This window comes from Pyxidicoccus fallax, assembly GCF_012933655.1.
GTDB classification, from domain to species: domain Bacteria; phylum Myxococcota; class Myxococcia; order Myxococcales; family Myxococcaceae; genus Myxococcus; species Myxococcus fallax.
On the sequence record NZ_JABBJJ010000212.1, the window covers coordinates 1 to 22,364 of the forward strand.

Sequence of the window (22,364 nt, forward strand, 5' to 3'; positions counted from 1 at the left end):
TATTAGAGACAGCCCGCTGGCTCCCGTAAGCTGCCGCCCCGATGGATACGAATCTCGCCCTGGGCGAGGAGACCCCCGCGAACGACCTGCGCGCCCGCGTGCGGGAGGTGCTGGAGCGCCGCAAGCTGACGGACAGCGTGTCCGCCGAGCAGGCCACCGCCTCCTGGGAGCAGGACCGCTTCGTCGCCAGGGCCCGCGCGCTCTTCTACGCGCGCATGATGTTCCTGACGCTGGGCCTGCTCATCCTCGCGGTGCCCGCCTGGAGCGGCTACTTCGGCCTCACCGGCCCGTTCTCCTTCGTGGGCTACTTCACGATGCTGCTCTACAGCGTCGCGAACCTGCTCGTCATCGACCATCCCCGGGCCGGCCGCTGGGTGACGTACATCACCCTCTGCCTGGACCTCATCATCACCGTGGTGCTCATCGCCAAGCCCCAGGTGGGCGGCGGCCTCCAGAGCCCGCTGCTGGCGACGCAGCTGCTCTTCACCACCCTCTTCTCCATCCTCTATCCCAAGCCGCTGGCCATCCTGCCGCCGCTGTTGGCCCTGCCCATCACCACGCGGCTGGACTTGCTGCTCAACCGCTCGGTGACGGCGGTGGAGCTGCTGACGCTGCTCTGGTACCTCGCGCTCAACTTCATCATCGTCTACGTGCTGGTGTACCTGAACGAGCGCGAGGCCGCCGCGCACCGCGAGGTGGTGTCCCTCCAGGGAGACCTCAAGGAGCTGGCGGTGGTGGAGGAGCGCAACCGGCTGGCGCGGGAAATCCATGACGGCCTGGGCGCGTCGCTCTCGTCGATGATCATCCAGGCTGAGTACATCCTGAACCTCGCGCGCGAGGACGGGCTGCGCTCGGAGATTCGCGAGCTGAAGGTCACCGCGGAGGAGTCCATCGAGGAGCTGCGGCGCAACCTTCGGATGATGCGCGAGGACTTCGAGCTGTCGCAGGGCCTGGAGGACTACGCGAAGACGTTCCGCGAGCGCACCGGGATGGACATCCGCTTCGAGCGCACGGGCATGCCGCGCAAGCTGTCCCCGGACGCGCAGCTCGCGCTGTTCCGCATCCTCCAGGAGTGCCTGTCCAACGCGGTGAAGCACGCGGACGCGAAGAGCGTCCAGGTGCGGCTCGACTTCAGCGAGGACGCGGTGCACCTCATCGTCCGCGACGACGGCAAGGGCTTCGACCCCAGCCGCACGCCGCGCGGGCACTACGGCCTGCTGAACATGCGCGAGCGCGCGATGAAGCTCGGCGGCCAGCTCATCGTGGACTCGGCGCCGGGCGCCGGAGCCCAGGTCGCCTTCTCCCTTCCCTGCAGTCCGTCTTGACCGGAGCCCCCGTGGACGCCACGCCTCCCGCCGTGCCGTCGTCTCCTCCCATCCGCGTCTTCGTGGTGGAGGACCAGACGAAGATCCTGAAGAACCAGCTCCGCCTGTTCGAGGGGCACACCGAAATCGACATCGTGGGCACGGCGCTGTCCGGCGAGGCGGCGCTGGAGGAGGTGCCCAAGACGATGCCGGACGTGCTCCTGCTGGACCTGGGGCTGCCGCGCATGAGCGGCATCGACGTGACGCGCGAGGTGAAGGCGCGCTTCCCGAAGATGGAGATCCTCATCTTCACCATCTTCGACGAGGAGGACAAAGTGCTGGAGGCGGTGAAGGCCGGCGCCTCGGGCTACCTCCTGAAGGGCGCCCCGGTGGACAAGATCATCGAGGCCATCAAGGAGGTGCGCGCGGGCGGCACCGTCATCCAGCCCAACCTGGCCCGCCGGCTGTTGCGCCACTTCCGAGTGGACCCGGATGCCAGCCCGGTGCCCACCGAGCCCGTGGCCGCCCCACCCTCCGCGCCCGAGCGCGCCGCCGAGGAGGAGGCCACGGCCCAGGCTCCGTCGTCGCAGGAGCCGATGCTCAAGCCCCTGTCGGACCGCGAGCGGGAAATCCTCCAGCTCATCGCCAAGGGCGTCTCCAACAGCGAGGCGGCCCGGCTGCTCAACCTGAGCAAGGCCACCATCCGCACGCACCTGGAGCACATCTACCGCAAGCTGGAGGTGACCAACCGCGTGGAGGCCGTCACCGAGGGCATCCGCAAGGGATTGATTTCCGTGTAAGGCAATATCCTGGGAAACCCAGGCTGTCCGGGACATGCGATATCTTGATGCGAGCGCTCGGGAATCAGCGACGGCATTCCCGACTACAAGGCGAGCGCCTTCGACCCCCAGGGCCGCCTCATCGCCGGAAGGAACCCGACCGCCACCATCACCGAGGAGGACCGGCGCGTGAAGATGGGCCGGGTGCAGGGGAACCGGGAGATTGTCTTCTTCCTCGTCACCTACGTGCAGCAGATCTACGGGCGCCTCGGCGGTGACGAGTCGACGGACTCCTGCTTCATGGTGTCGACCGCGAGCGGCCGCCTCCAGTGCACCCTCTGGGCCCATGGCGACCTCAACGTCTTCTTCTCCAAGACGCTGCTCAACATGGACGTCTATCAGCAGACGAACAGCAGCGTCACCACGAAGAGCCTGAGCAGCAGCTGGCTGCCCGCCGAGGCCTATGCCCGCCTGTCGACGAGCACGTATGGCAACGTCGTCTTCGGCCCGTCCCAGTACCAGACTGTCTGGAGCCATGGCCAGCGCACGCCCCATGCCCTCATCGCGTCGCCCCAGGACAACTGGAATGTCTGGGTCGTGGGCTGGGAGGACATCACCTCGGGCGGCAACCGCAGCTACAACGACGCCGTCATCCTCATCAACAAGCTGCCCCCGGCTCCCTGAGGTCTCACGACCACCCACCCTGGGTTGATGCTGAACCCAGGGCCTCACCTCCTCCGATACTTTGATTTTCAAGTTGATGCGCCCGGCTGCCTTTGCGAGAGGAAAGCTCCTTGAAAGGAGCATATGGGACGCAGAATTTCGTGGAGGTGGCTCACGGCGCTGGCCGTGAGTGGGTGGCTGGTGACCGCATGTGGGGGCTCTGGCAATGGGACGCCGGATGGCCCGAGCCCGGACGATGCCGGAACGAACACGGAGCGGGACTCCGGCACGGGAGGCCCGGGGGACGCGGGCCAGGATGCCGGCCTCCCGGATGCGGGAGCGGAGGACGCGGGCTCCACCGACGCGGGCCCCACGGACGTCACGCCGCCCGACGCGCCGGAGCTCCTCGGCACCTCGCCGGTCTCACCCGCGAATGACAACCTGCCGCGCATCCTGGTCCGGACCGAGCCCGGGGCGCGCGTGCGCCTCTACACCGTGGCCGGCTGCTCCGGCGCCATCGCCGGAGAGGCCTCCGCGAACACCGAAGGCCAGGCCTCCATCCCGGTGACCGTGGCCGACGACTCGTGGACGTCCTTCCACGGGCTGGCCATCGACGCCGCCGGCAACACTTCGCCCTGCTCGTCGCAGGGCGTCACCTATCGTGAGCTCAGCACTCCGCCGAGCGTCTCGAATCTCCGGCTGTCTCCCTCGGAGACCGCCAACGACAACGCCCCCCTCCTGCTGGGCAGCACGGCCGCCGGGGCCACCGTCCGGCTCTACTTCGCGGCCACCTGCTCCGGCACGCCCGCCGCCACCCAGGTGGCGGATGCGACCGGCACGTTCTCCCTACGCATGCAGGTCCCCGACGACAGCGTCACCGCCACCCATGTGTCCGCGTCCGACGCGGCGGGGAACGCGTCGGCCTGCACCGTGGGCCCCACGTACCGCGAGGACAGCACCCCGCCCGCGGCGCCCGCGCTGGCCACCACGCCCGTCTCTCCCGCCAACCACACCACGCCGGTCCTCCAGGTCACCACCGAGCCCGGGGCCGAGGTGCGCTTCTTCGCCGGCACGTCGTGCGCCGGAGCGGAGTTCGCCACGCGGACCGCCGACAACCAGGGCCTGGTCTCGCTGTCGCTCTCCGTGAGCGACAACAGCAGCTCGGCCTATGTGGCCAGGGCGCGGGACGCGGTCGGCAACGTCTCGGCCTGCTCCCCGGCGCTGACGTACGTCGAGGACAGCACGGCGCCCTCCGAGCTGTCCGCCGTGGTGACGGACGGGCTCTCCGGCGCGGACGTCGAGTACCAGAACCGCGCCACGCGCGTGGCGGCCCGCTGGTCCGGCTTCAGCGACGCGGTGGGCATCCACCACTACGAGCTCGCGGTGACGTCCACCGCGTCGTGCCCCGGCGATGCGAGCAGCATCCAGGGTGTCGGCAATGCGCCGTCCGCGGACGTCGCGGTGGGGCCCCTGTCCGAGCAGCGCTACTACAGTTGCGTGCGCGCCGTGGATGGCGCCGGGAACATCTCGGGCTGGCGGAGGTCCAACGGCTTCATCGTGGACGTGACGCCGCCGCGCGTGGTGTCCACGAATCCCCCCGCGGACTGGCCCGCCGTCTCGCCCTGGGACGACATCGAGGTGACGTTCAACGAGTCGACGCTCGACACCTCCACCGTGACGCCGGCCTCGCTCCGCGTCCTCGTGGATGGCCGCGAGGTGTCTACGGGTCCGGTGAGCTGTGCCACGAGCACGTGTACCTTCTCGCTGACGCAGCGGCCGGCCTTCGGTGCGCAGGTGGACTTCACCCTCTCCGGCGTGAGGGACGTCGCCGGGAACGTGATGGCCGCCAGCCACACCTGGAGCTACCGGATCCGCGAGCCCTTCTGGACCTCCGCGCGGTCCCTGTCGGGGACCCGGGCGCGCCTGCCCACGCTCACCATGAACGCCGCCGGTGATGCGACGGTGATGTATGTCGACAACGGCCTCCGGGCGCGGCGCCACCGGCTCGGCGAGAGCTGGGAGGCGGCGCAGCCCGTGGGTGAAGGCGTCTTCGGCGGGTTTGGCCCCACGCCGGTGCTCACGAGCCTGTCCGACGGAAGGCCCCTCGCCGTGGTGACCTCGGGGCACGTGGACGACGGGCACCTCCGTGTCTACGGCATTCTCGGCACGGACTCCGGCAGCGGCGTCCAGGGCTGGAGCGTGCCGCAGCGGCTGGGTGGGAACACGGGGCAGCAGACGGTGGACCCCCGCGTGGTGGCGACCCACGACGGGCGCGCCCTCGCGCTCTGGACCGAGAATGACTCCACCACGGGGGCCTCGCTGTGGGTGCAGCCGTTCTCCAGCGGCTCGGACTGGGAAGCGCCGTCCGTCGTGCGCGTCATCCCCCCGCCGACCTGGACCGCCTCGTGGAACGGCTATGACCTCGGGGTGGATTCGGAGGGCAACGGCGTGGTGGTGTGGTCCGAGGCCGGCACCGTGTTCCACTCCTCGCGGTACGTCCCCGGGATTGGCTGGAGCACGCCGACGCGCGTCGAGAGCCAGGTGGGCCAGTGGCCCCGGCTGGCCCTGAGCGCGGATGGAACGGGCGTGGCCGTCTGGGCCCGCAGGTCCAGCGAGAACGGCACGGAGGTCGTCCGGCTGCACGCGAACACCTTCAGCGTCGGCATGGGCTTCGACACGCGGGAGGTTCCCCTCCACACGACGGGACACGCCGACTTCAACTCCATCCGTGTGGCCATGGACGCGAACGGCAATGCGTTCGTCATCTGGCGCCAGGACAACTTCGCGCTGTATTCCGCGCGTTATGTGAAGGGTTCGGGCTGGCAGCCGCCGGTGCTGCTCGAGGAGCTCCTCCGCGGCGGGGACCCGAACCTCGGCGTGTTCCCCTCGGGCAAGGCCATGGTGCTGTACGGCCGGAACGGGGGCGCGTACGCGCCCGTCTGTACTCGACAGTACGTGCCCGGCACGGGCTGGTCCTCCGCCACGTGTTTCGACTCCAACGTGAGCGACAGCCCGCAGGACTTCCAGGTGGCGACCAGCCCCTTCGGAAACGCCGCCGCGACCTGGATTCGCGCGTCATCGGACGGGAGCGTCACGTACCTGTCCGCGACCACCTACGAGTAGCCCCGGCCGCCGCGTGCCCCGGACCCTGACCTCGCGGGTCCGGGGCACCGCGCCAAGCGCGTGGAATTCCTCGGGTTGGGCGCGCCCCGAAAAAGATTTCGCCGCCATGTCGATTTCTCCGGACCCTTTTCGTCGCCGGTGTGGAGACAGGGTTCATAGGAGTCCCGACATGGCAAAGATCCTCGGAATCGTCGTCATCGTCCTCGTCGCCGCGGTGGTCCTCTTCGTCGCCACGCGGCCCGACCACTTCCACGTCGAGCGGAGTGGCCAGATCAACGCGCCCCCGCATGCCGCCTACGCGCTCATCAACGACTTCCATCGGTGGGTGGAGTGGTCGCCCTACGAGAAGCTCGACCCGAACGTGGCGAGGAGCTACGAGGGCCCGACCTCCGGCGCGGGCGCCGTCTATGCGTACAAGGGCAACAACAACGTCGGCGAGGGCCGGATGACCATCCTGGAGAGCAGGCCCGGCGAGCTCGTCAACATCGAGCTGGTGTTCATCAAGCCCTTCGCCGCCAGGAACCAGGCGACCTTCAAGCTGGAGCCCTCCGGAACGGGCACCCGCGTCACGTGGACCATGGCCGGGCCGAACACGCTGATGGGCAAGCTGATGTCGCCCTTCATGGACGGCTTCATCGGCAAGAGCATGGAGCAGGGCCTCGCCGCGCTCGACACCGCCGCGCAGGCCGAGGCGAAGAAGCTCCCCCCGCCCGCGCAGGCCCAGGCGCGGTAGTCCCCGCGCCGGAAAAGGCCTGCCAGGAAAACGGGCAGGCTTCGTATCGAGAGCGACTCACCTCTTTGGACGCGGGTACGAGCCGGGCCTCCTCATCTACAGGAAGCTCGAGTCATGAGCGCCCGCTCCTCAGTCCGTCAGCAGCACCATGAGCATCTGCGCGAGGGCCTTCGCGTCCTCGTGCTGGGGGGCCAGCTCCAGCGCATGGTCCGCCATGACCTGGGCCTCCTTCAGGCGCGAGCTCTCCTTGAGGTACAGGGCATAGGCGTAGAACGCGTCCGCCGACTTCGGCTCCTTCCCGATGCGGTCCAGGTACGGCTTCTCCTCCGCGTCCGGCGGCGTGAAGGCGCCCGACGGCGGGCACGGGTCGCCGTACTGCCCCTTGATGCGCTTGGAGTACGTCCCCGGCGCCAGCGCCTTCAGGGCCTTGAGCAGGTCGCTGTTGTCCGCGCCCTTGCCCGCGCGGCACATCCCGAGCACGGCGATGTGCAGCCCCTTCTTGAGGCCGGGGAAGTCATCCGACGCGTGGACCCCGACGTAGCCACTACCGTCCACGAGGCGCACCCAGAGGACCTTCTCCTTCAGCTTGTCGATGGCGGCCCGCGCCTCGGCCTCTGTCTTTCCACCGCCGACGATGAAGATTTCGTACATCCCGGGCTTCGGCTCCCCTTCCTGGGCCGAGCCAGCGAAGGGAATCAGCGCGAAGAGCAGCAGCAGGAAGCGAGCGTTCATCCCGCCACTCTAGCCGACCGCTGAGCTATCGCGCCGCCCCCCGAACTCAGAGAAGGCGCTCGAGCGAGTCGCCACGGATGTGAAGCCCCCGTGTATGACTTTGACGTGCGGCTCTACACACTCGCTGCCGGGGCCGCATTCGAGGGCGCGACGCGGCGCGATGTAGCTGAGCAGCAATTGCATAATATGCGCCGCATGGTGAGCCTCGGGGACGGTTATGGCCCTAGAGGGCCACTGATAGCTTGCCGCCGCGATGCGATACAGAGCGGGTCGCATCGAGGGCGGGGTGCGCCACGGCACCTCTATTCGAAATACCCACCACCAATCCCTTCCTGGAGACAAACCCCAATGCTGAACCTTTCCAATATTCTCAATGAGCTGACCGAAGCGCAGATGGACCGCGTCCTGGAGTTCAAGGCCGGCGGGAAGAGCTGCGGCAGCAAGAGCAAGTCCAAGAGCAAGACCTGCAAGAGCAAAAGCAAGAGCAAGAGCTGCTCCTGGAAGTCTGGCTGTAAGTAGCGCGGGCTGAAGAACAGCCTTCCCCTGGCACATCCCGCCCCCTGTTTCGGTCATGACACGACAACGTCTCTACATTTTTCCGGAGTACTTCGAGCTCCAATCTTTGAGTGAGGGTGAGAACTCGAATCTTCTCGGTGACCCGGACGCGAGCACCAGCGCAAACCCTGGCGAGCGCTTCACCGTGGTGGACACGCGTGCCCACCAGTACTGCTACCTGGTCAACCACGTCATCAAGAGCTACCTGGAGCTGTTCAGGCAGCCACGAGCAGAGGCGGAGGCACTGGAGGAGCTGGCGCGCCAGGCGGGGTGTTCCCCGGAGGCCATCGCCGCCACGGTGCGGACCTTCTTCCAGCGCATGCGGCGCGCCGGCCTGCTGCGCTCCGCGGAGGCGGACCTCCGGGAGGAGTCCAACTGGGCGCTCACCCCCGGGCAGGTGCTTGGTGAGTACCGCGTTGGAGAGCTGATCGTGGAGAAGCCAGATGTGGCGCTCCATCACGCGCGGCAGGTGGGCACCGGGATGCCCGTCGTGCTCAAGGTCTTCATCCTGCGGGGGCCCAGGGCGAGGCGTGAGCTCGAGCTCTTCGAGCGGGAGTTCTCTTTCATGGCCGGGCTGGCCCCGCATGAGAATGTCTGTCGCCTGCTGGCCTTCCACCCCGGAGACCCCTGCTACGCCGCGCTGGAGTACGCCGGCGGCACCCCGATTCGCCGGGCCATGTCGGAGGATTCCCTGTCCCTGCGGGAGCGGGAGCGCATCGGCGCCGAGGCACTCGCCGCGCTGGCCCATCTGCACCGCCACGGCTTCCTGCACGGCGATGTCCACTCGCGCAATTTCATGCTCACGGACGAGCACCGGGTGAAGCTCATCGACTTCGGTCTCTCCCGGCGCATCGGCGACCCGGCGGAGGCGGCCTCCGTTCCCCACGGCGGCCTTCCCGGCTTCATGCCCCCCGAGCGCATCGAGCCCGGCTCGCTCAGCATCAGCAGCCGCCCGGGTGACATGCGCTCGGAGGTGTTCCAGCTGGGAGTGTTGCTCCACGAAGTCCTCACGGGGCAGGAGCCCTTCTCGAAGGGGGTGCTGTGGAGCCGTCTCGCGGAGGCCATCCGCAACCAGCCCGCCCCTCGCGCGGTGTGGACGCCCGGGGGCGAGCGCATCCCGGCGGCCCTCGCCGACGTCATCGAGCGAGCCCTCGCGAAGGCCCCGGAGGAGCGCTTCCCCAGCGCCGTGGAGATGCTGGAGAGCTGGCGCGCGGCGCGGCGGCGCGGCGCACGGCCCGTCCGGACCGGGGAGCGCGTCCGCCCATGAGCCTCGGGGGATGGCCGCGCCGTGCCCGTCCGAAGGTGGACCCGCAGCTGCGGAGCAACGACTGCGGAATCAGCGCGGTGAAGACGCTCTGCGAGCGGCTCGGCGTCCCCATGAATCGCGAGGCCATTGCCGCTGCCCTCCCCCTGGCCGCCGAGGGGCTGCGCCTCGACAGCATCAAGGCGTTTCTCCAGGAGCACGGCTTCGGGGTGCGCACGCAACCGCTGGACGTCAGCGATGCCGCGGGGCTGGAGAGGAAGCTGGGCGAGGCCGCCCCCTGTCTGGCCACGGTGCGCCTGCGGAACACCGGACTGCTGCATTACGTGGTGGTCGACGGGGTGGAGGGAGGGCGGCTGCGCATCCTCAATCCCACACACGGGCAGGTGGAGCGCTGGACGGTGGCGGACTTCGTCCGGTGCACGCACACCGTCCAGGTGCCCCTGACGGAGGAGCTGTGGCGCGGCCTCATCTGGGGCCAGGTGCGAGAGGAACTGGAGAAGCACGGGCTCCAGCCGGCCACGCCCCCCAGCGAGGCCGAGGTCGCGGCGCTGTACAACAAGCTGCTCTACTTCGGCTACGTGAAGCAGAACTTCGGGTTGAAGGACGAGGCGGCCGAGCGGGCCTTCCTCGCCGACCTGGTCCAGCACCAGCAGCTCTCGTCCGTTCCCCAGCGCTTCCGCGTGGTGGAGGGCAGTCAGGAGAAGCGGATGCTGGCGGCGCCCGTGGTGCTCGTGGTGCGGCCGCCAGCCACGAGGGCCGAGCGGCAGGTGCCTGACGAGACGCCGGCCCATCCCCTCTGGCGGCTGCTGAAGGAGCTCGGCGCGCTGCGTGGCATCTGGTACCTCTTCCTCCTGGCCGCCGTGCTCTCGTCCGTGACGACGCACACCGCGGTCTTCGTCAACCAGTTGCTCGTTGACGAAATCATCCCCCAGTTCGACTTCGGAGTGCTGGCCACCTTCATCGTGGGCCTGGGGCTCTTCAGGCTCTTCGACATCCTCATGGGGGTGTACACCCGGTACGTCTCGGTGCACCTGGGATTGGAGCTGGACCGCTACTTCCTGCTGCGCTTCGGGGAGCGGATGCTGACGGGGAGCATCCAGTACCTGCGCTCCTTCACGCGGGGGGACCTGCTCGAACGCATCAGCGACAGCCTCAAACTCAAGAGCTTCTTCACCAGCTACTTCTCACGAATCCTCGTCAACGCCTGTGTCTCGCTCAACGCGCTCGTCGTGTTGTTCGTGCTCAACTGGCAGGCCGCCGCGCTCGTGCTGCTGACCCTGCTGGTGCTGAGCACCCTCCTCGTGGCGGTGACGCCAGCGCTGCGGCGGCTGGAGCACGAGCGATTCCGGAACAAGGCCGACCTGCTCTCCTGCATGGTGGAAGGGCTGGAGGGAGCCCAGCCCATCCGGGCCTTCAACCTGGAGCCACGCTTCAACGCGCGGATGGGAGCCCAGGCGGGGCGCTACCTGGAGACGCAGCGCAAGGGGAAGCTGCTCGACCTCGCCAGCACCGCGGCCGTCGCCCTCGTCACCACGGCCGCCTCGCTGGTGCTCATCCTGCTGTGCGCCCGGGGGCTGATTGCCCAGCAGACCGTCACCCTCGGACAGCTCCTCACCTTCATCTCCCTGTCGGCGAAGATCTTCTCCTCCTTCACCACGCTGCTCGAGGAGAACCTCTCGCTGCAGGAGAACCTCGTGATTCTGCGGCGCTACTTCGACTTCGGTGAGGCCGCGGCCCGCCGCGCCCCGCACGCACCGGAGGAGGAAGTGCGGGTGGAGGTGCTGGAGGCGCGGGGGCTCACCTACCGCTACCCCTCGGGCCAGGGCGTCCTGGAAGGCGTGGACCTGACGCTGCGCAGGGGGGAGAAGGTGCTCCTGCTGGGGGCCAACGGGAGCGGGAAGTCCACCCTGGTGAGAGTGCTGGCCGGACTCCAGCAGCCCTCCAGTGGGACGGTGCTGGTCAACGACGTCCCGCGTGAGCTCGTCGGCGAGCGGGCGCTGCGGCGCCGGGTGGTGCTGGTCTCCGCGGAGGACACCCTCTTCAACGAGACGCTGCGCTTCAACATCACCTTCGGCCGGAATCACGGCACGGGGCGCATCGTGGAGTTGGCGAAGCGCATCGGCTTCTACGACTGCCTCGTCCAGCACCCGGACCACCTGGAGCGGCTCATCGAGGAAGGGGGGCGCAACCTGTCCACCGGCCAGCGGCGCAAGGTGCTGGTGCTGCGCGCCCTGCTCTCGGATGCAGACGTCCTGATTTTCGACGAGATATTCCGGGGGATCGACCAGGAGTCGAAGGCCGCTATCGCCCGGCTGCTGGGAGAGATTGGCGACAAGGCGATGCTCTTCATCTCGCACGAGTCCGTGGAGGAGCTGCACCTGAGCCGCAAGGTCCTGCTGCGCGGCGGGCGCATCCAGGAGGCGGCGACGGACGGCACCCTGGCCCGGGAGGTGGCATGAGCGGCCTCGGCCTCATCCGGAGGATGTTTGCCCTGCTCATGGGGAGCTTCGGCCTCGGGGTGGTGCTCTTCGCGACGGTGGAGGTGAATGCCGTCGTGCGCATCCGCGAGGGAGAGGTGCTCTCCAACCGGCCCCGCTCCGTCCACAAGGCACCGTACGAGGTGCGGGTGGTCGCCCAGTACGTCAGCGAGGGCGACGCGGTACAGGAGGGACAGCTCCTGATGCGCCTGGGCAACGAGGAGGTCGATGCCGCCGCGCGAAAGGCGGAGGCGGACTCCCTGTCCCTGGAGGAGGAGCTGCGAACGGTGGTGGAGCAGATTGACAACGCGAGCGAGCGGGCCGTGCGGCACCGCCGCCAGCTCGCCATCCTGCGGCGGAGGCACGGCGTGGAGGAGGCCCAGGCCCGCGAGAGCCTGGGCGCGTTCTCCCGCCAGCTGGAGCTCGCCCGGGAGAAGCAGGCGCTGGCGGAGGTGAAGGCGGAGCGCAGCCGCGGGCTGTACGAGCGAGGGCTGCTCTCGAAGGAGGAGCACGAGGCGGACTACCGTGGCGTCCTGGAGACGCGGAGCGCCGCCACCGAGCTGCAGAGGCTTCGGCGGGAGCAGGAGGCGGCGGGGCTGAAGCTCGGGGACACCCAGGGCGACGAGCTCACACGTATCGAGCTGGAGCTCCTCGGCGCGGAGGCGGCGCGGCTCTCGCTGCTCGAGCGAGCCAACAAGCTGCGCAGGGAGCTGGAGAAGCAGCGCGAGGAGAAGGAGCTGCGCATCCGGCTCGCGGCCAGGCAGGAGGTGCGCGCGGACATCCGCGGCACCGTCCGCTACGTCCACAACACGAAGGCGAGCAGCGACCGGCTCCTCGCGGGAGAAATCCTGGTCGAGGTGACACCCGTGCTGGAGGAGGGGGCCGCGCTGTACGCGAAGTTCAAGCTGACCCAGGACGAGGTGAAGCGAGTGCTGGCGGGCCAACCGGCGCACCTCAAGGTGGACGCGTTTCATTTCCATCGCTACGGGGTGCTCGAGGGGCGCGTCCGCTACGTGTCCCCACCGAACGATGCCAACGAATTCTTCGCCATCGTGGACCTGCCCCCGCCCCACCCGTTCGAGGTCCGCCCGGGCTACAAGGTACGAGGTGAGATTGTCACCGGGCAGCTGCGGCTCTACGAGTTCGTCCTGACGAAGCTCTTCGACCGCTTCGAGCAGAACTCCCCGCCCCGGCCACCCCCGGCCGCCAGTTCGAACGGGTGATGAGCTATCGCGGCTGCGCCCCACCAGCAGCGTCCACCTTGGAGAAGACCGAGCTGGCCGACCGGCGCGTGATGCGCTGGTAACGGGCATAGGCCTCCACCAATGCGGTGCGCAGGGCCGCCGTGTCCGAGGGACCGTGCCGCGCGGCGGCGGAGGCCAACGCTTCGAGAAGATAGGCCTCGGGCGCCATCATGGTCCGGGTGAGCACGACCGGCCGGGCTCCCAGGGGTTGCAGCACCGGTCCGAAGTACTGCTCGCTCATGCAGGCCAGCACGGCGACGGGCCTCGGCGTGGCACCGGGGAGCGGCGGGATTTCGGGCGGCGAGCGGTCCATGAGCCGGTCATGTCCGGCCCAGACCACGAGGTCGGCCTGACTCGCGCCCGCGGCCGCGCGCAGGAAGTCCTCCAGCGCGGTGTCAATCCGGTCTCCCGCATACGCACGGAGCAACAGCCGGACCGGTCGTTCACCCCGGGCGGCCGCTCGCTCGATGACGAGCTCGCGGAGCACTGCGGAGCCCGAGGGGCCATCCTCGCGGCTCCGCACCGTGAACCCGGTAGCCCGGGAGAGAAAGCGCTCCGCTCCGTAGGCAGCCCCCCAGTAGAGGTTCGCCTCCAGCGAGCGGGGATCGCCCGCGCCGCCGCGGCCACAAGCAATCAGCGCGCTGTCGCACAGCGGGACGAATACTTCGATCGCCACCTCCGTCGCGGGAGGCGCGGCGACCAGGCTCAGCATCAAGAGCGTCAGCAGGATGGACCTCCAGGAGTGACCTTTCGGGACACCTGGGGTCCATCAATCGTTCCCTGTCCGGAATCCGCGCGGTCCGAGGCCTGAGAGAAGCCGCGGGGACAAGCGCCGCGCCGGCATCGCCGGCGGGCTTCTCCCCCGCCGGCGATGCCCTCACTCGCCCGGTGCTCAGCGGTCCGGCCGCTGCGTCAGCCGGACGGCGTTGATGAGCGGCATGTTGAAGCCCTGACGGGGGATGAGCCGCAGGACGAGCTGTCCATCGGTGACGGGGAGCAGGAAGGCGTGGTCGTCCGCGGTGCTCTGGCCCACCTCGTTGGCGATGTCATGCGCCGGCAGGAGCAGCGAGTTCTCCACCACCACGTCCGCCAGGCGCTGCAGGCGGCTCAGCCCCTCTATCTCCGCGAAGCGCAGGTCGACGGCGTACACGCCGGAAGGCATGTTGTCGAAGCGGTACTCGACGAAGCCCCTCCGGGCGCTCTGGTAGAGCGGGTCCTCCACCGTCCCGGCGATGGGCGCGTCCGTGAGAATCCCGTCGGAGCCGGACAGATAACCCCAGCCGCCGGTGACGTATTGCTGGTCTTGCGCCCACGGGTCCCCGAGCGTGTCGACATGACGGCTGCCGCCCGCGTTCACGGCCTGCTGGTAGGCGGGGACGATGAGGCTCACCGGCACCGGTACCACCGGCCGCCGCCCACTGTTGCCGCGCACGTACAGCGTGGCGAGGTAGACGCCCGGCTCCAGGCCGGTGGTGTCGATGGTAACGGTGATGTTCTGGCTCCGCCGCATCCCCAGGCGCCCGCTGGTGGGTTGTGCCGACAGCCACGGCACGTCCTCGAAGGTGGGCACGCCGCTCTCCACGAGGTACGCGCGCCCGCTGTTCAGGCTCACCATCCACAGGTTGCCCGCGGCATCCAGCTCCAGGCCACCGCCGCTGAAGTCCGGCTCCGGGTGCGCCAGCGAGCCGAGGACGTTGCAGGTCTCCGGGTTCACCTCGTAGAGGGTGTCCGTCGGGCTCTGGGTCGCCACCCAGAGGACGCCGAAGGACGCGTTCCACGCCAGGCCGGAGATGCGACCGTCGGGCGGGCTGCACTGCCCGATGACGGCGCCCCGGTCCGGGTGGGACAGGCCCTTGACGTGGTAGATGATGCCCTCGTTCCAGCCGCCCACGTAGAAGGTGTCGTCATCGGGCCGGTAGGCCAGACCGCGCTGGGAGATGCTGGTCCAGGGGAAGGTGCCGGCGATGGCGTCCTCCTCGAGACCCGTGGCCGGGTTCCAGCAGTGGATGCCATTGTCTCCACCCACGGCGAGCTGGCACATCAGCCCGCGGCCCGCGTCATACGCCATGTCCGCGGGCCAGCCCTCGGTCCACGGCACTGGCCAGGTGCGTCCAGTGGCGCCGCCGTCCTCGGTGAACTCGTGGTTGATGCCCGCGATTGGATCGGAGAGCCACACGTTGCCCGTGAAGCCCACGCCCCAGGGGAGCTCGAGCCCTGTGGCGGGCCAGCTCTTGAGCACGTCGCCCGCCAGCGTCGCCGTCCAGCCGGGCAGCGCCGCGACACCCTGGAGCCCTCGCAGGGAGCGGCTGTTCGGGTCCGCCTTCAGGTTGCGAGCCTGTCCGTGCAGCGAGGTGACCCCCACCCTGCCCCCGCCGCTCTCGAACAACTCCCAGTCCAGGGCGACCGAGCCCGTGTTGCTCAGCGTCAGCGTCCGGGTCCGCCGCTGGCCCTGTGGGACGATGAACTCGAGCATGGCCGGGGCCACCTCCGCGCGGGCCGTGCGCAGCGCCCAGTTCCGGAGGGTCGCCTGCCGGTCGTACGTCAGCGTGACGGGCCCCGTCGCGGTGAGGTAGTTCGGCGCGCTCACCTGGAGCGTGTACGTCCCCAGTGGCAACTGGAGGACGCATCGGCCGTCCTCGGCGCTGGTGGTCTCCCGGACGACGCGCTCTCCGACCAGCGCGCGCACCCTGGCGCCCACCAGTGGCAGTCCGTCGTTCGCGTCGGTCACCGTGCCAAGGACGACGCCGTAGGGCGGCAGATCGAAGAGGATGGCCCGCTCGTCGCGCAGCGACGGCGTCTCGGACGAGAACTGCAGCGCGACGGTGCCCGCCTCGTTCTCGATGCCCACCGTCGCCGAGCCCCCCCGCTCCAGCCCGCCCGCGTCGAGGCCCCGGTACTGAAGCAGCACGTTTCCATTCTCATGGAGGATGATTTCGAAGCTGACGCGCAGGGACGGGTCGTCGACGAAGGCGACGTCCCGCCACTCGATGATGAACCGCCGGTTGGGCGCCGTGCCCTGCTCCAGGACGCGGACACTGGCCGACGCGTCGACGAACAGGTCATCCCACAGCGCGTAGATGGCCGCGTTGGGCGCCGCGGCGTTGGGGACGGGCGTGTTCAGGTACTGGGCGGCCGACTCCTGGAAGGAAACCAGGCCGTTGGTCGACACGAAGGCCCGCGTGTACGGCCGGCCGTAGAAGAGGATCGAAAATGGCAGGGCCACCTCGACGGTGGCGTCGTCGCCCGACAGCGGGAGAACCGTGGTGGCCTCGATGTAGCGGGGCCTCTGGAGGCGGCAGAAGTAGCCATACGCGTCCGAGCGCGAGGGCAGCGTGAAGTCCAGCGTCGTCGGTCCCGCCACCACCAGGCGCCGCGTGACGGGCTCGAAACAGCCGCCCGCCTCCACCCGGACGTCATACTCACCCACCGGGACGCCGTCGTATACGTACCGGCCGTCTGTCCCCGTGACGAGGGTCGACAGGGGCGTGTCCAGCACGGTGACGGTGGCGCCGGGAATGGGGGCGCCGTCACTGTCGGTGACGCGGCCGGTGACGGTGTACGAGGGCACGGAGGGCAACACGATGTCCTGGACCGTGGTGCCGCCGTCGCTCACCACGACGCCGTCCACCGCGACCGTCTCGGAGCCGAAGCGACTGAAGGTCACCCGGTAGGTGCCCACCGGGAGCACCAGGGAGTAGCGGCCCGTGTCGTCCGTGACTGTGCTCCGGCCGAAGGAGCCGGTGACCTCGACGCGGGCTCCCGCCAGCGGGGAGCCGGAGGCATCGGTCACCACGCCCGTGAGCACGCCCGTGGGGCCACGTGGCGAGAGCTGCACCGCCGCGAAGGCGTCCAGCGTGCCCTCGCCCCAGGCATTGTTGTCCTCCGCGGTGCCCGCGCAGGTCAGGTCCTCCCGGTCCACCGCGGACGCGTCGAGCAGCGCGCGGGTGCCGGCCACGTCGCCCACGAGCGCGGGCGCCGCGGACAACATCAGCGCCACCGTGCCCGCGACGTGGGGGGCCGCCATGGAGGTACCGTCGAAGAACGCATAGTCCCCTCCCGGCACGCTGCTGAGCACCGAGACGCCCGGCGCCGTGATGTCCGGCTTGGTGATGCCCCCGAAGGCCGAGGGGCCGCGTCCGGAGAACCCGGCGATGGCCTCGTTGGTGTCGAAGGCGCCCACGCTGTAGGACTCCGGATAGGCGCCCGGAATGCCCGCCGAGCCACACGCGGACCCGTCGTTCCCGATGGCGAAGACGGGGAAGATGCCCGAGGCAATCCAGGCCTGTACGACGTCGCGGAAGAAGGGGTCCGTCGGCCCGCCGGACCAGGAGTTGTTGACGAGCTGCGGCCGCAGGTCCGGGCGTGGGTTGCCGCCCGACAGGTCCGTGGGGGCCAGCATCCACTGGGCGGAGGCCAGCAGGGCCTCCACGGAGCAGGACTGCTCCTCGCACCCCTTGGCCGTCACCCAGCGCGCGCCGGGGGCCACGCCAATCTGGTGGGGACCCGGCTCACCATCGTCTCCCACGATGGTCCCCATCGTGTGGGTGCCATGACCATTGTTGTCACAGGGCACCTGCGAGGGGCTGCCACACACGTTGGAGGGGTCGAACCAGTTGTAGTTGTGGTCCACGGTGCCGTCCGCCCGGCGCCCACGGTACTGGCGCGCGAGCGCGGGGTGGTCGAACTGGGCACCGCTGTCGATGCTGCCGACGGTGATGCCCTCGCCCCGGGAACCGAACGCCCCCCAGGCCTCGGGGGCGCGGATCCGCTCGATGTTCCAATCGGTGAAACCCGGGCCCGGGGCGACGCCGGGCCGCGGCTTGGGAATGTGGAAGGGCACATCCGGAACGATCCGGTCCACCTCGGGCCGCCGGGCCAGTTCCTTGAGGGTGGTGGCATCCGCGTCCACCCGGATGGCGTTGATGATCCAGATGGGACGGTGGCTCACCCCCTGGAGGTTCAGCTCACCGCGCAGCCCGGCCTGGCTCGTACGGGCCGTGGCCTGGAGCTGCTCGACGACGAAGCGCCCGCGGGCATTCCAGTCCTGGATGGTGGAGGCGCGGCTCAGGTCGGCCTTCTGCTTGAGGATGAGCCACGCGCTCGTCTTCTGCTTCGGGTCGGCCGCCCGGGGCGTGGGGGCCGCCGCGGGGCTCGTGGAGGCCGCGAGGAGGGGGAACGACAGGAGGGCCAGGAGCGCGAACACCACGGCGCACTGGCCTCCACGACTGCGTATGAGGCGCTTCATGTCACCTTCTCCGCCACCTGCCCGGGTGGACAGGTGGCAAAGGCAATGGGGTTACCCCGCGAGAAGGCGGCTCGTGTTTGGAGAAGGATTCAGCTGCACGGGCGGGGAAAGGGGCCTACTGGAGCTGCACCGTGAGGCGTCTTCGTGCGGGGGTCCGTGCGATTTGCGCACGGGGGCCGGCCACGGCCACCCGGCGCGGGGGCGATGGACCGACCGGAGCGCGATAGAGCCTTCATCCCATGGGAGGAGCGCTTCATGTCACGTATAGACCGGTGACCACATGGAGATGCGCCGTGGGCCTTCCAGCAGCTCCGGCAGGGCGGCGTGCCATTCTCGTCGGTACGGGCGGTGCAGTTGGACGTCGAGCACCTCCTGATGGTCCGCCCAGGTCTCCACCAGCAGGAACCGCGACGGGTTGTCGGGGCTCACGTGCAGCGCGGCGGCTCGGTAGGTCTCTTCGTGCTTCATGTTCGAAAGCACATCGCCGAGCAGCTTCAGGAACGTCTCTCGCTGGCCTTCTCGGACGTCGAACTCGATCACATAGGTCACGGACATGGGACACGTCTCCTCGGGGATTGGCCGGGCCGGGCGGCGCCAGTCACAAGGTCTGACACAGAACGCGAAGCGGCTCGATTACCTGCGAGGTCATCGCTCCATGGAGTCGTGTCCCCTCCCCTTGCACCTGACGTAGCGTCAGGTTGTACCGTCTCGCGCCCATGGAGGAACGCATGAGGAGCGGACGACGCTGGCGGATCGGCGAGCTGGCGGCTGCCACCGGACTGACGGTGCGCACCCTTCATCATTACGAACACATCGGCTTGCTCGCACCCGCGGCGCGGACGGAAGGGCGCCAGCGGCTCTACGACGAGCACGACGTACAACGCATCTTCCGCATCCGCACGCTGCGCGACCTGGGACTGCCGCTCGAGGAAGTCGGACGTATGCTCGAGGACGATGGCGCCTCGCTCGGCGACATCCTGCGTTCCCACCTGGACCGCGTCGACGCCGAGCTTCAGCGGCTCGGGCAGCTTCGCACGCTCCTCGACCACGCGTGCGCGCAGGCGGACCGCATCATCGAACCCGACGACGCGCTCGCCGCGATCGAGGCAATGTCGCGCGTCGTCCGCCACATCGAGGCGCGCGGCACGGACGATGAGGCACCCGGCGACGTCGAGTCCCGCTGGCGCGCGCTCGGCAACGAGCTTCGTGCCTGCATGGAGGCGGGCGACGCCCCTTCGACACCACGTGTCCGTGCCGTGGCCCGCGTGGCGCAGGCGCGGCTGCTCGAATTCGCCAACGGAGATCGTGCGACGCTGGATGCGCTCGCGCTCCTGCGCCAGGTGGATCCCCCCAAGGACCTCGCCGGATGGGACCCCGAGTTGTTCCGGTATCTCGACCAGGCCCTCGCCTGCCTTCACGAGTCGGAGAACGAGTCATGCTGAACGAACGAATCGCGACCGGCGTCGGTCCCTCCCGCCTCGACATCGCCTACGAGGAGCAAGGCAATCCGGCACACCCGACGGTCTTGCTGGTGATGGGCATCGCCGCCCAGCTCGTGCACTGGCCGCTCGGCTTCCTCCAGGCGCTCGTCGAACGCGACCTGCATGTCGTGCGCTTCGACAACCGCGACTCGGGACGCTCCACGCATCTGCGCGATGCCCCGCCCGCCGACCTGCCCGCGACGCTCAGGGGCGATTTCTCATCGGTCTCGTACACCCTCTCCGACATGGCCGCCGACGCGGTCGGCCTGCTCGACGTGCTGAAGGTCGACGCCGCGCACGTCGTGGGGGCCTCGTTGGGTGGCGCGATCGCGCAGACCGTCGCCATCGAGCACCCGAAGCGGGTGCGCTCGCTCACGTCGATGATGTCCACGACCGGCGACATGGCCGTCGGGCAGGTGCATCCCGCGACGATGAAGGCGGTGTTCGGGGGGCCTCCCGCCCACACGCGCGAGGAGGTCGTCGCACGTGCCCTGCGTACGACCGGAATCGTCGGCTCACCTGCGTTTCCCACCGACCTGGCCGCGGTGGCCGAGCGGGCCGGGCTCGCGTACGACCGCGGCCACGACGAGGCCGCTATCGCGCGCCAGGGCGTCGCGTCGGTCGCGTCCGGCGACCGGACTCCACGGCTGCGCGCGCTCGATGTGCCGACGCTCGTGCTGCACGGGCTCGCCGACACGCTGTGCGACCCCAGCGGCGGGCGCGCCACGGCGGCCGCCATTCCCGGTGCCGAGCTCGTACTCATCGAGGGGATGGGGCACGACCTCCCTCCTGGCCTCTGGGAGCGGCTCGCCGACCACATCGCCGCGGTCGTGCGGCGCGGCGAGGAGCGGGCACGACGGGCCGGCGGTGGAACGACGGGGGATGTTCGCGCGGCCCCGTAGTCGCCTGGTGCTTCGTTCGAAGCAGGTCAGCCCTTCGTCGCGCCCAGGCTCTTGTAGACGGTCTCCAGCCACGTGTCCGTCTTCACGTGGCCCTCGCCCCAACTCCTGTACTTCTCCGGCAGCCCTTCGCCCTTCACCTGCTCCAACGTCTTGCCGGCGGCCTTCTTCTGACGCACGAGCCCCACGGTCTCCCGGAGCATGGCGACGAAGCGCTCCAGCTCCTCGCGCCCGGCGAGCGCGCCGTGGCCCGGGATGATGCGCACGCCGGACGGCAGCCTCGCGAGCACTCCCTCCACGTTGCGCAGGTAGCCTTCCACGCTGCCGCCCGCCTCCAGGTCGATGACGGGGAAGCGATCCACGAAGAAGTGGTCCCCCGTATGCAAGACGTTGCTGCTTACGAAGTGCACCGTGCTGTCGCCATCCGTGTGACCCGAGGGCAGATGGGTGATTCGAATCTCCTCGCCGTTGAACCAGAGGCTCATCCCTTGCGTGAAGGTGATGACCGGCCAGGCCTCCTTCGGCGCGGGAGGTAGCGTCTGCCCCCGGCGCGTGCGCTCCCGCGAGATGCGCGTGCGCACCGCCTCGTGCGCGACGATGGTGGCCTCCCGCCCCAGAACGGCGTTTCCGCCCGTGTGATCGCTGTGCACGTGCGTGTTGAGCACATATGCGAGTCGGCCCCTGCCCAGCGTGCGCAGCGTCGCACGGACCTTCTCGACGAGCGGCGCGAACTCGTCATCCACGATGAGCAGGCCATCCGGGCCGACGGAGACGCCGATGTTTCCACCGGCGCCCTGGAGCATGTGCACGTTGCCCGCGACAGGCGTGGCCTTCACCTCCACCTTGGAGAAGTCGCGCTCCTGCGCGGGCGCGAGCGACGGCACCAGGGCGACAGCGGCGGCGGCGGCGAGGAGCGACTTCATGCGGGCGGGCTCCGGCGATAGGCGCACAGTGGTCCTTTCATAGCCCCACATCCGTCCTCCACCTAACCCGGCAGCAGGAGCCAGGAGGACACCCGGCCGTCAGGGCTGAGCGACACCCTGTATTCGATGGTCGTGGAGCCGACCTGCACCCGGTACGTGTAGACACGGTCCTGGGCAGTGGAAGGACCGCTTGCAAGCAGGCCTCCGAGGCAGACGTTCATCCAGCAAGTACCCGGACGTGGGCGTGTCCGGACGCCCATCCCACGGGTCCGCCGCGCCCTCCCCCCTCTACAGGGCCCCCATGCGTCCGGTACGTTCCAGGAGGTTGGCCCTTCCCTTGCTTGATATGAGACAGTCCCCGTCTCGCCCCTGGAAGCCGAGCACTCATGCGTTCCCGTCCCTTCGTCCATGTCCTCCCGGCCGTTCCCACTCCGCCCGTCTGCTCCGAGGAGGTGGCCCTGTGAGCCGCGCCTTGGGGTGGGTGTTGCTGGTGTTGGCGCTGGTCCTCTCCCTCCCGGCCGAGGCCGCGCAGGCGCAAAAAGCCCGGGTGGCGGTGCTGCGCCCGGAGGGCCGCCAGGGGGCGGCGCTGCGCAAGGTGCTGATGCAGGAGCTGGGCAAGAAGGGGCGCGGGCGCGAGGTGGTACCCGCACGCACCGTGGATGCCCAGGTGAAGCGCATCCGGGGCGGGCCGAAGACGGATGACCAGCGGCAGGCGCTGGCCGAGAAGCTCGGCGCGGACGCGCTGATCACCTCCTCGGTGAAGGGGACGAAACGCTGGGACGTGGAGGTCCGCGTCTACGACGGCAAGGACGGCACGCTCCTGGCCGAGGAGAGCTGGAACGTCCGCCCCAACCGCGCCTTTCCCGAGGTGAAGCGTGAGCTGGAGAGCAGGCTGAGCGCGGCCCTGCGGAAGTCCCAGGAGCGGCCCACCCCGCCTCCGCC

General features: G+C 69.3%; 16 protein-coding genes and 1 pseudogene. 12 read left to right on the plus strand and 5 right to left on the minus strand.

Annotated elements, in window-relative coordinates:
• The first annotated feature begins 41 nt into the window (after window positions 1–41).
• From HG543_RS34290 to HG543_RS34310, 5 genes are all read left to right on the plus strand, one after another.
• Window positions 42–1,325, plus strand: a complete 1,284-nt coding sequence (locus tag HG543_RS34290) for a sensor histidine kinase (protein WP_169349129.1) — start codon at window positions 42–44, stop codon at window positions 1,323–1,325.
• A complete protein-coding gene (locus HG543_RS34295; protein ID WP_169349130.1) occupies window positions 1,322–2,104 on the plus strand; it encodes a response regulator in 783 nt (260 codons plus the stop codon). Before HG543_RS34290 ends, HG543_RS34295 begins: the two co-directional genes overlap by 4 nt.
• Before the next feature lie 168 nt (window positions 2,105–2,272).
• Window positions 2,273–2,767 (plus strand): DUF4114 domain-containing protein, encoded by a 495-nt coding sequence (locus HG543_RS34300; RefSeq protein ID WP_169349131.1) that lies wholly within the window; start codon window positions 2,273–2,275, stop codon window positions 2,765–2,767.
• Between the two features lie 123 nt (window positions 2,768–2,890).
• Window positions 2,891–5,869 carry an Ig-like domain-containing protein gene (locus HG543_RS34305; protein ID WP_169349132.1) on the plus strand — a complete coding sequence of 993 codons (2,979 nt, stop codon included), beginning with the start codon at window positions 2,891–2,893 and terminating at the stop codon, window positions 5,867–5,869.
• Window positions 5,870–6,038: 169 nt separating this feature from the next.
• Entirely contained in the window at window positions 6,039–6,602 is a 564-nt protein-coding gene (locus HG543_RS34310; protein ID WP_169349133.1) for an SRPBCC family protein, read from the plus strand.
• 129 nt (window positions 6,603–6,731) lie between these two features.
• Here HG543_RS34310 and HG543_RS34315 read toward each other — a convergent pair whose 3' ends face one another.
• Window positions 6,732–7,334 (minus strand): hypothetical protein, encoded by a 603-nt coding sequence (locus tag HG543_RS34315; RefSeq protein WP_169349134.1) that lies wholly within the window; start codon window positions 7,332–7,334, stop codon window positions 6,732–6,734.
• A 348-nt stretch (window positions 7,335–7,682) separates the two neighbouring features.
• On the opposite strand from HG543_RS34315, the gene HG543_RS34320 reads away from it, so the two are divergent.
• The 4 genes from HG543_RS34320 (at window position 7,683) to HG543_RS34335 (ending at window position 12,853) form a co-directional block, all read left to right on the plus strand.
• Window positions 7,683–7,853 (plus strand): hypothetical protein, encoded by a 171-nt coding sequence (locus tag HG543_RS34320; protein ID WP_169349135.1) that lies wholly within the window; start codon window positions 7,683–7,685, stop codon window positions 7,851–7,853.
• Window positions 7,854–7,956: 103 nt separating this feature from the next.
• Window positions 7,957–9,156: a serine/threonine protein kinase gene (locus HG543_RS34325; RefSeq protein WP_169349136.1), complete on the plus strand. Its 1,200-nt coding sequence runs from the start codon at window positions 7,957–7,959 to the stop codon at window positions 9,154–9,156.
• Window positions 9,153–11,612 carry an ATP-binding cassette domain-containing protein gene (locus HG543_RS34330; protein WP_169349137.1) on the plus strand — a complete coding sequence of 820 codons (2,460 nt, stop codon included), beginning with the start codon at window positions 9,153–9,155 and terminating at the stop codon, window positions 11,610–11,612. The genes HG543_RS34325 and HG543_RS34330 overlap by 4 nt, the downstream gene beginning before the upstream one ends.
• Window positions 11,609–12,853 (plus strand): HlyD family secretion protein, encoded by a 1,245-nt coding sequence (locus HG543_RS34335; RefSeq protein ID WP_169349138.1) that lies wholly within the window; start codon window positions 11,609–11,611, stop codon window positions 12,851–12,853. The genes HG543_RS34330 and HG543_RS34335 overlap by 4 nt, the downstream gene beginning before the upstream one ends.
• A gap of 4 nt (window positions 12,854–12,857) precedes the next feature.
• Here HG543_RS34335 and HG543_RS34340 read toward each other — a convergent pair whose 3' ends face one another.
• The 3 genes from HG543_RS34340 to HG543_RS34350 all read right to left on the minus strand — a co-directional run bounded on the left by HG543_RS34340 (window position 12,858) and on the right by HG543_RS34350 (window position 18,674).
• Window positions 12,858–13,586 (minus strand): hypothetical protein, encoded by a 729-nt coding sequence (locus tag HG543_RS34340; protein ID WP_246357506.1) that lies wholly within the window; start codon window positions 13,584–13,586, stop codon window positions 12,858–12,860.
• A gap of 180 nt (window positions 13,587–13,766) precedes the next feature.
• Entirely contained in the window at window positions 13,767–18,119 is a 4,353-nt protein-coding gene (locus tag HG543_RS34345) for a carboxypeptidase regulatory-like domain-containing protein (RefSeq protein ID WP_169349139.1), read from the minus strand.
• A 258-nt stretch (window positions 18,120–18,377) separates the two neighbouring features.
• On the minus strand, window positions 18,378–18,674 hold the full coding sequence (locus tag HG543_RS34350; RefSeq protein WP_169349140.1) for a putative quinol monooxygenase: 297 nt from the start codon (window positions 18,672–18,674) through the stop codon (window positions 18,378–18,380).
• Between the two features lie 173 nt (window positions 18,675–18,847).
• Between HG543_RS34350 and HG543_RS34355 the strand changes: the two genes are divergently transcribed.
• Window positions 18,848–19,561 (plus strand): MerR family transcriptional regulator, encoded by a 714-nt coding sequence (locus HG543_RS34355; protein WP_169349141.1) that lies wholly within the window; start codon window positions 18,848–18,850, stop codon window positions 19,559–19,561.
• Window positions 19,555–20,502, plus strand: a complete 948-nt coding sequence (locus HG543_RS34360) for an alpha/beta fold hydrolase (protein WP_169349142.1) — start codon at window positions 19,555–19,557, stop codon at window positions 20,500–20,502. Before HG543_RS34355 ends, HG543_RS34360 begins: the two co-directional genes overlap by 7 nt.
• 26 nt (window positions 20,503–20,528) lie before the next feature.
• On the opposite strand, the gene HG543_RS34365 is transcribed toward HG543_RS34360, so the two are convergent.
• The gene (locus tag HG543_RS34365; protein ID WP_169349143.1) at window positions 20,529–21,422 is read right to left on the minus strand and encodes an MBL fold metallo-hydrolase; all 894 of its coding nucleotides are present in this window, start codon (window positions 21,420–21,422) and stop codon (window positions 20,529–20,531) included.
• Between the two features lie 460 nt (window positions 21,423–21,882).
• On the opposite strand from HG543_RS34365, the pseudogene HG543_RS34370 reads away from it, so the two are divergent.
• Window positions 21,883–22,364 (plus strand): annotated as a pseudogene (locus tag HG543_RS34370) (hypothetical protein); the annotation flags it as partial.

What these genes read in the sequence shown, in the direction of transcription:
- HG543_RS34290 (WP_169349129.1), top strand. Translation starts at nt 42, where the DNA reads ATGGATACGAATCTCGCCCTGGGCGAGGAGACCCCCGCGAACGACCTG.
- HG543_RS34305 (WP_169349132.1), top strand. Translation starts at nt 2,891, where the DNA reads ATGGGACGCAGAATTTCGTGGAGGTGGCTCACGGCGCTGGCCGTGAGT.
- HG543_RS34310 (WP_169349133.1), top strand. Translation starts at nt 6,039, where the DNA reads ATGGCAAAGATCCTCGGAATCGTCGTCATCGTCCTCGTCGCCGCGGTG.
- HG543_RS34315 (WP_169349134.1), bottom strand. Translation starts at nt 7,334, where the DNA reads ATGAACGCTCGCTTCCTGCTGCTGCTCTTCGCGCTGATTCCCTTCGCT.
- HG543_RS34320 (WP_169349135.1), top strand. Translation starts at nt 7,683, where the DNA reads ATGCTGAACCTTTCCAATATTCTCAATGAGCTGACCGAAGCGCAGATG.
- HG543_RS34330 (WP_169349137.1), top strand. Translation starts at nt 9,153, where the DNA reads ATGAGCCTCGGGGGATGGCCGCGCCGTGCCCGTCCGAAGGTGGACCCG.
- HG543_RS34335 (WP_169349138.1), top strand. Translation starts at nt 11,609, where the DNA reads ATGAGCGGCCTCGGCCTCATCCGGAGGATGTTTGCCCTGCTCATGGGG.
- HG543_RS34340 (WP_246357506.1), bottom strand. Translation starts at nt 13,586, where the DNA reads ATGCTGAGCCTGGTCGCCGCGCCTCCCGCGACGGAGGTGGCGATCGAA.
- HG543_RS34345 (WP_169349139.1), bottom strand. Translation starts at nt 18,119, where the DNA reads ATGAAGCGCCTCATACGCAGTCGTGGAGGCCAGTGCGCCGTGGTGTTC.
- HG543_RS34350 (WP_169349140.1), bottom strand. Translation starts at nt 18,674, where the DNA reads ATGTCCGTGACCTATGTGATCGAGTTCGACGTCCGAGAAGGCCAGCGA.
- HG543_RS34355 (WP_169349141.1), top strand. Translation starts at nt 18,848, where the DNA reads ATGAGGAGCGGACGACGCTGGCGGATCGGCGAGCTGGCGGCTGCCACC.
- HG543_RS34360 (WP_169349142.1), top strand. Translation starts at nt 19,555, where the DNA reads ATGCTGAACGAACGAATCGCGACCGGCGTCGGTCCCTCCCGCCTCGAC.
- HG543_RS34365 (WP_169349143.1), bottom strand. Translation starts at nt 21,422, where the DNA reads ATGAAGTCGCTCCTCGCCGCCGCCGCCGCTGTCGCCCTGGTGCCGTCG.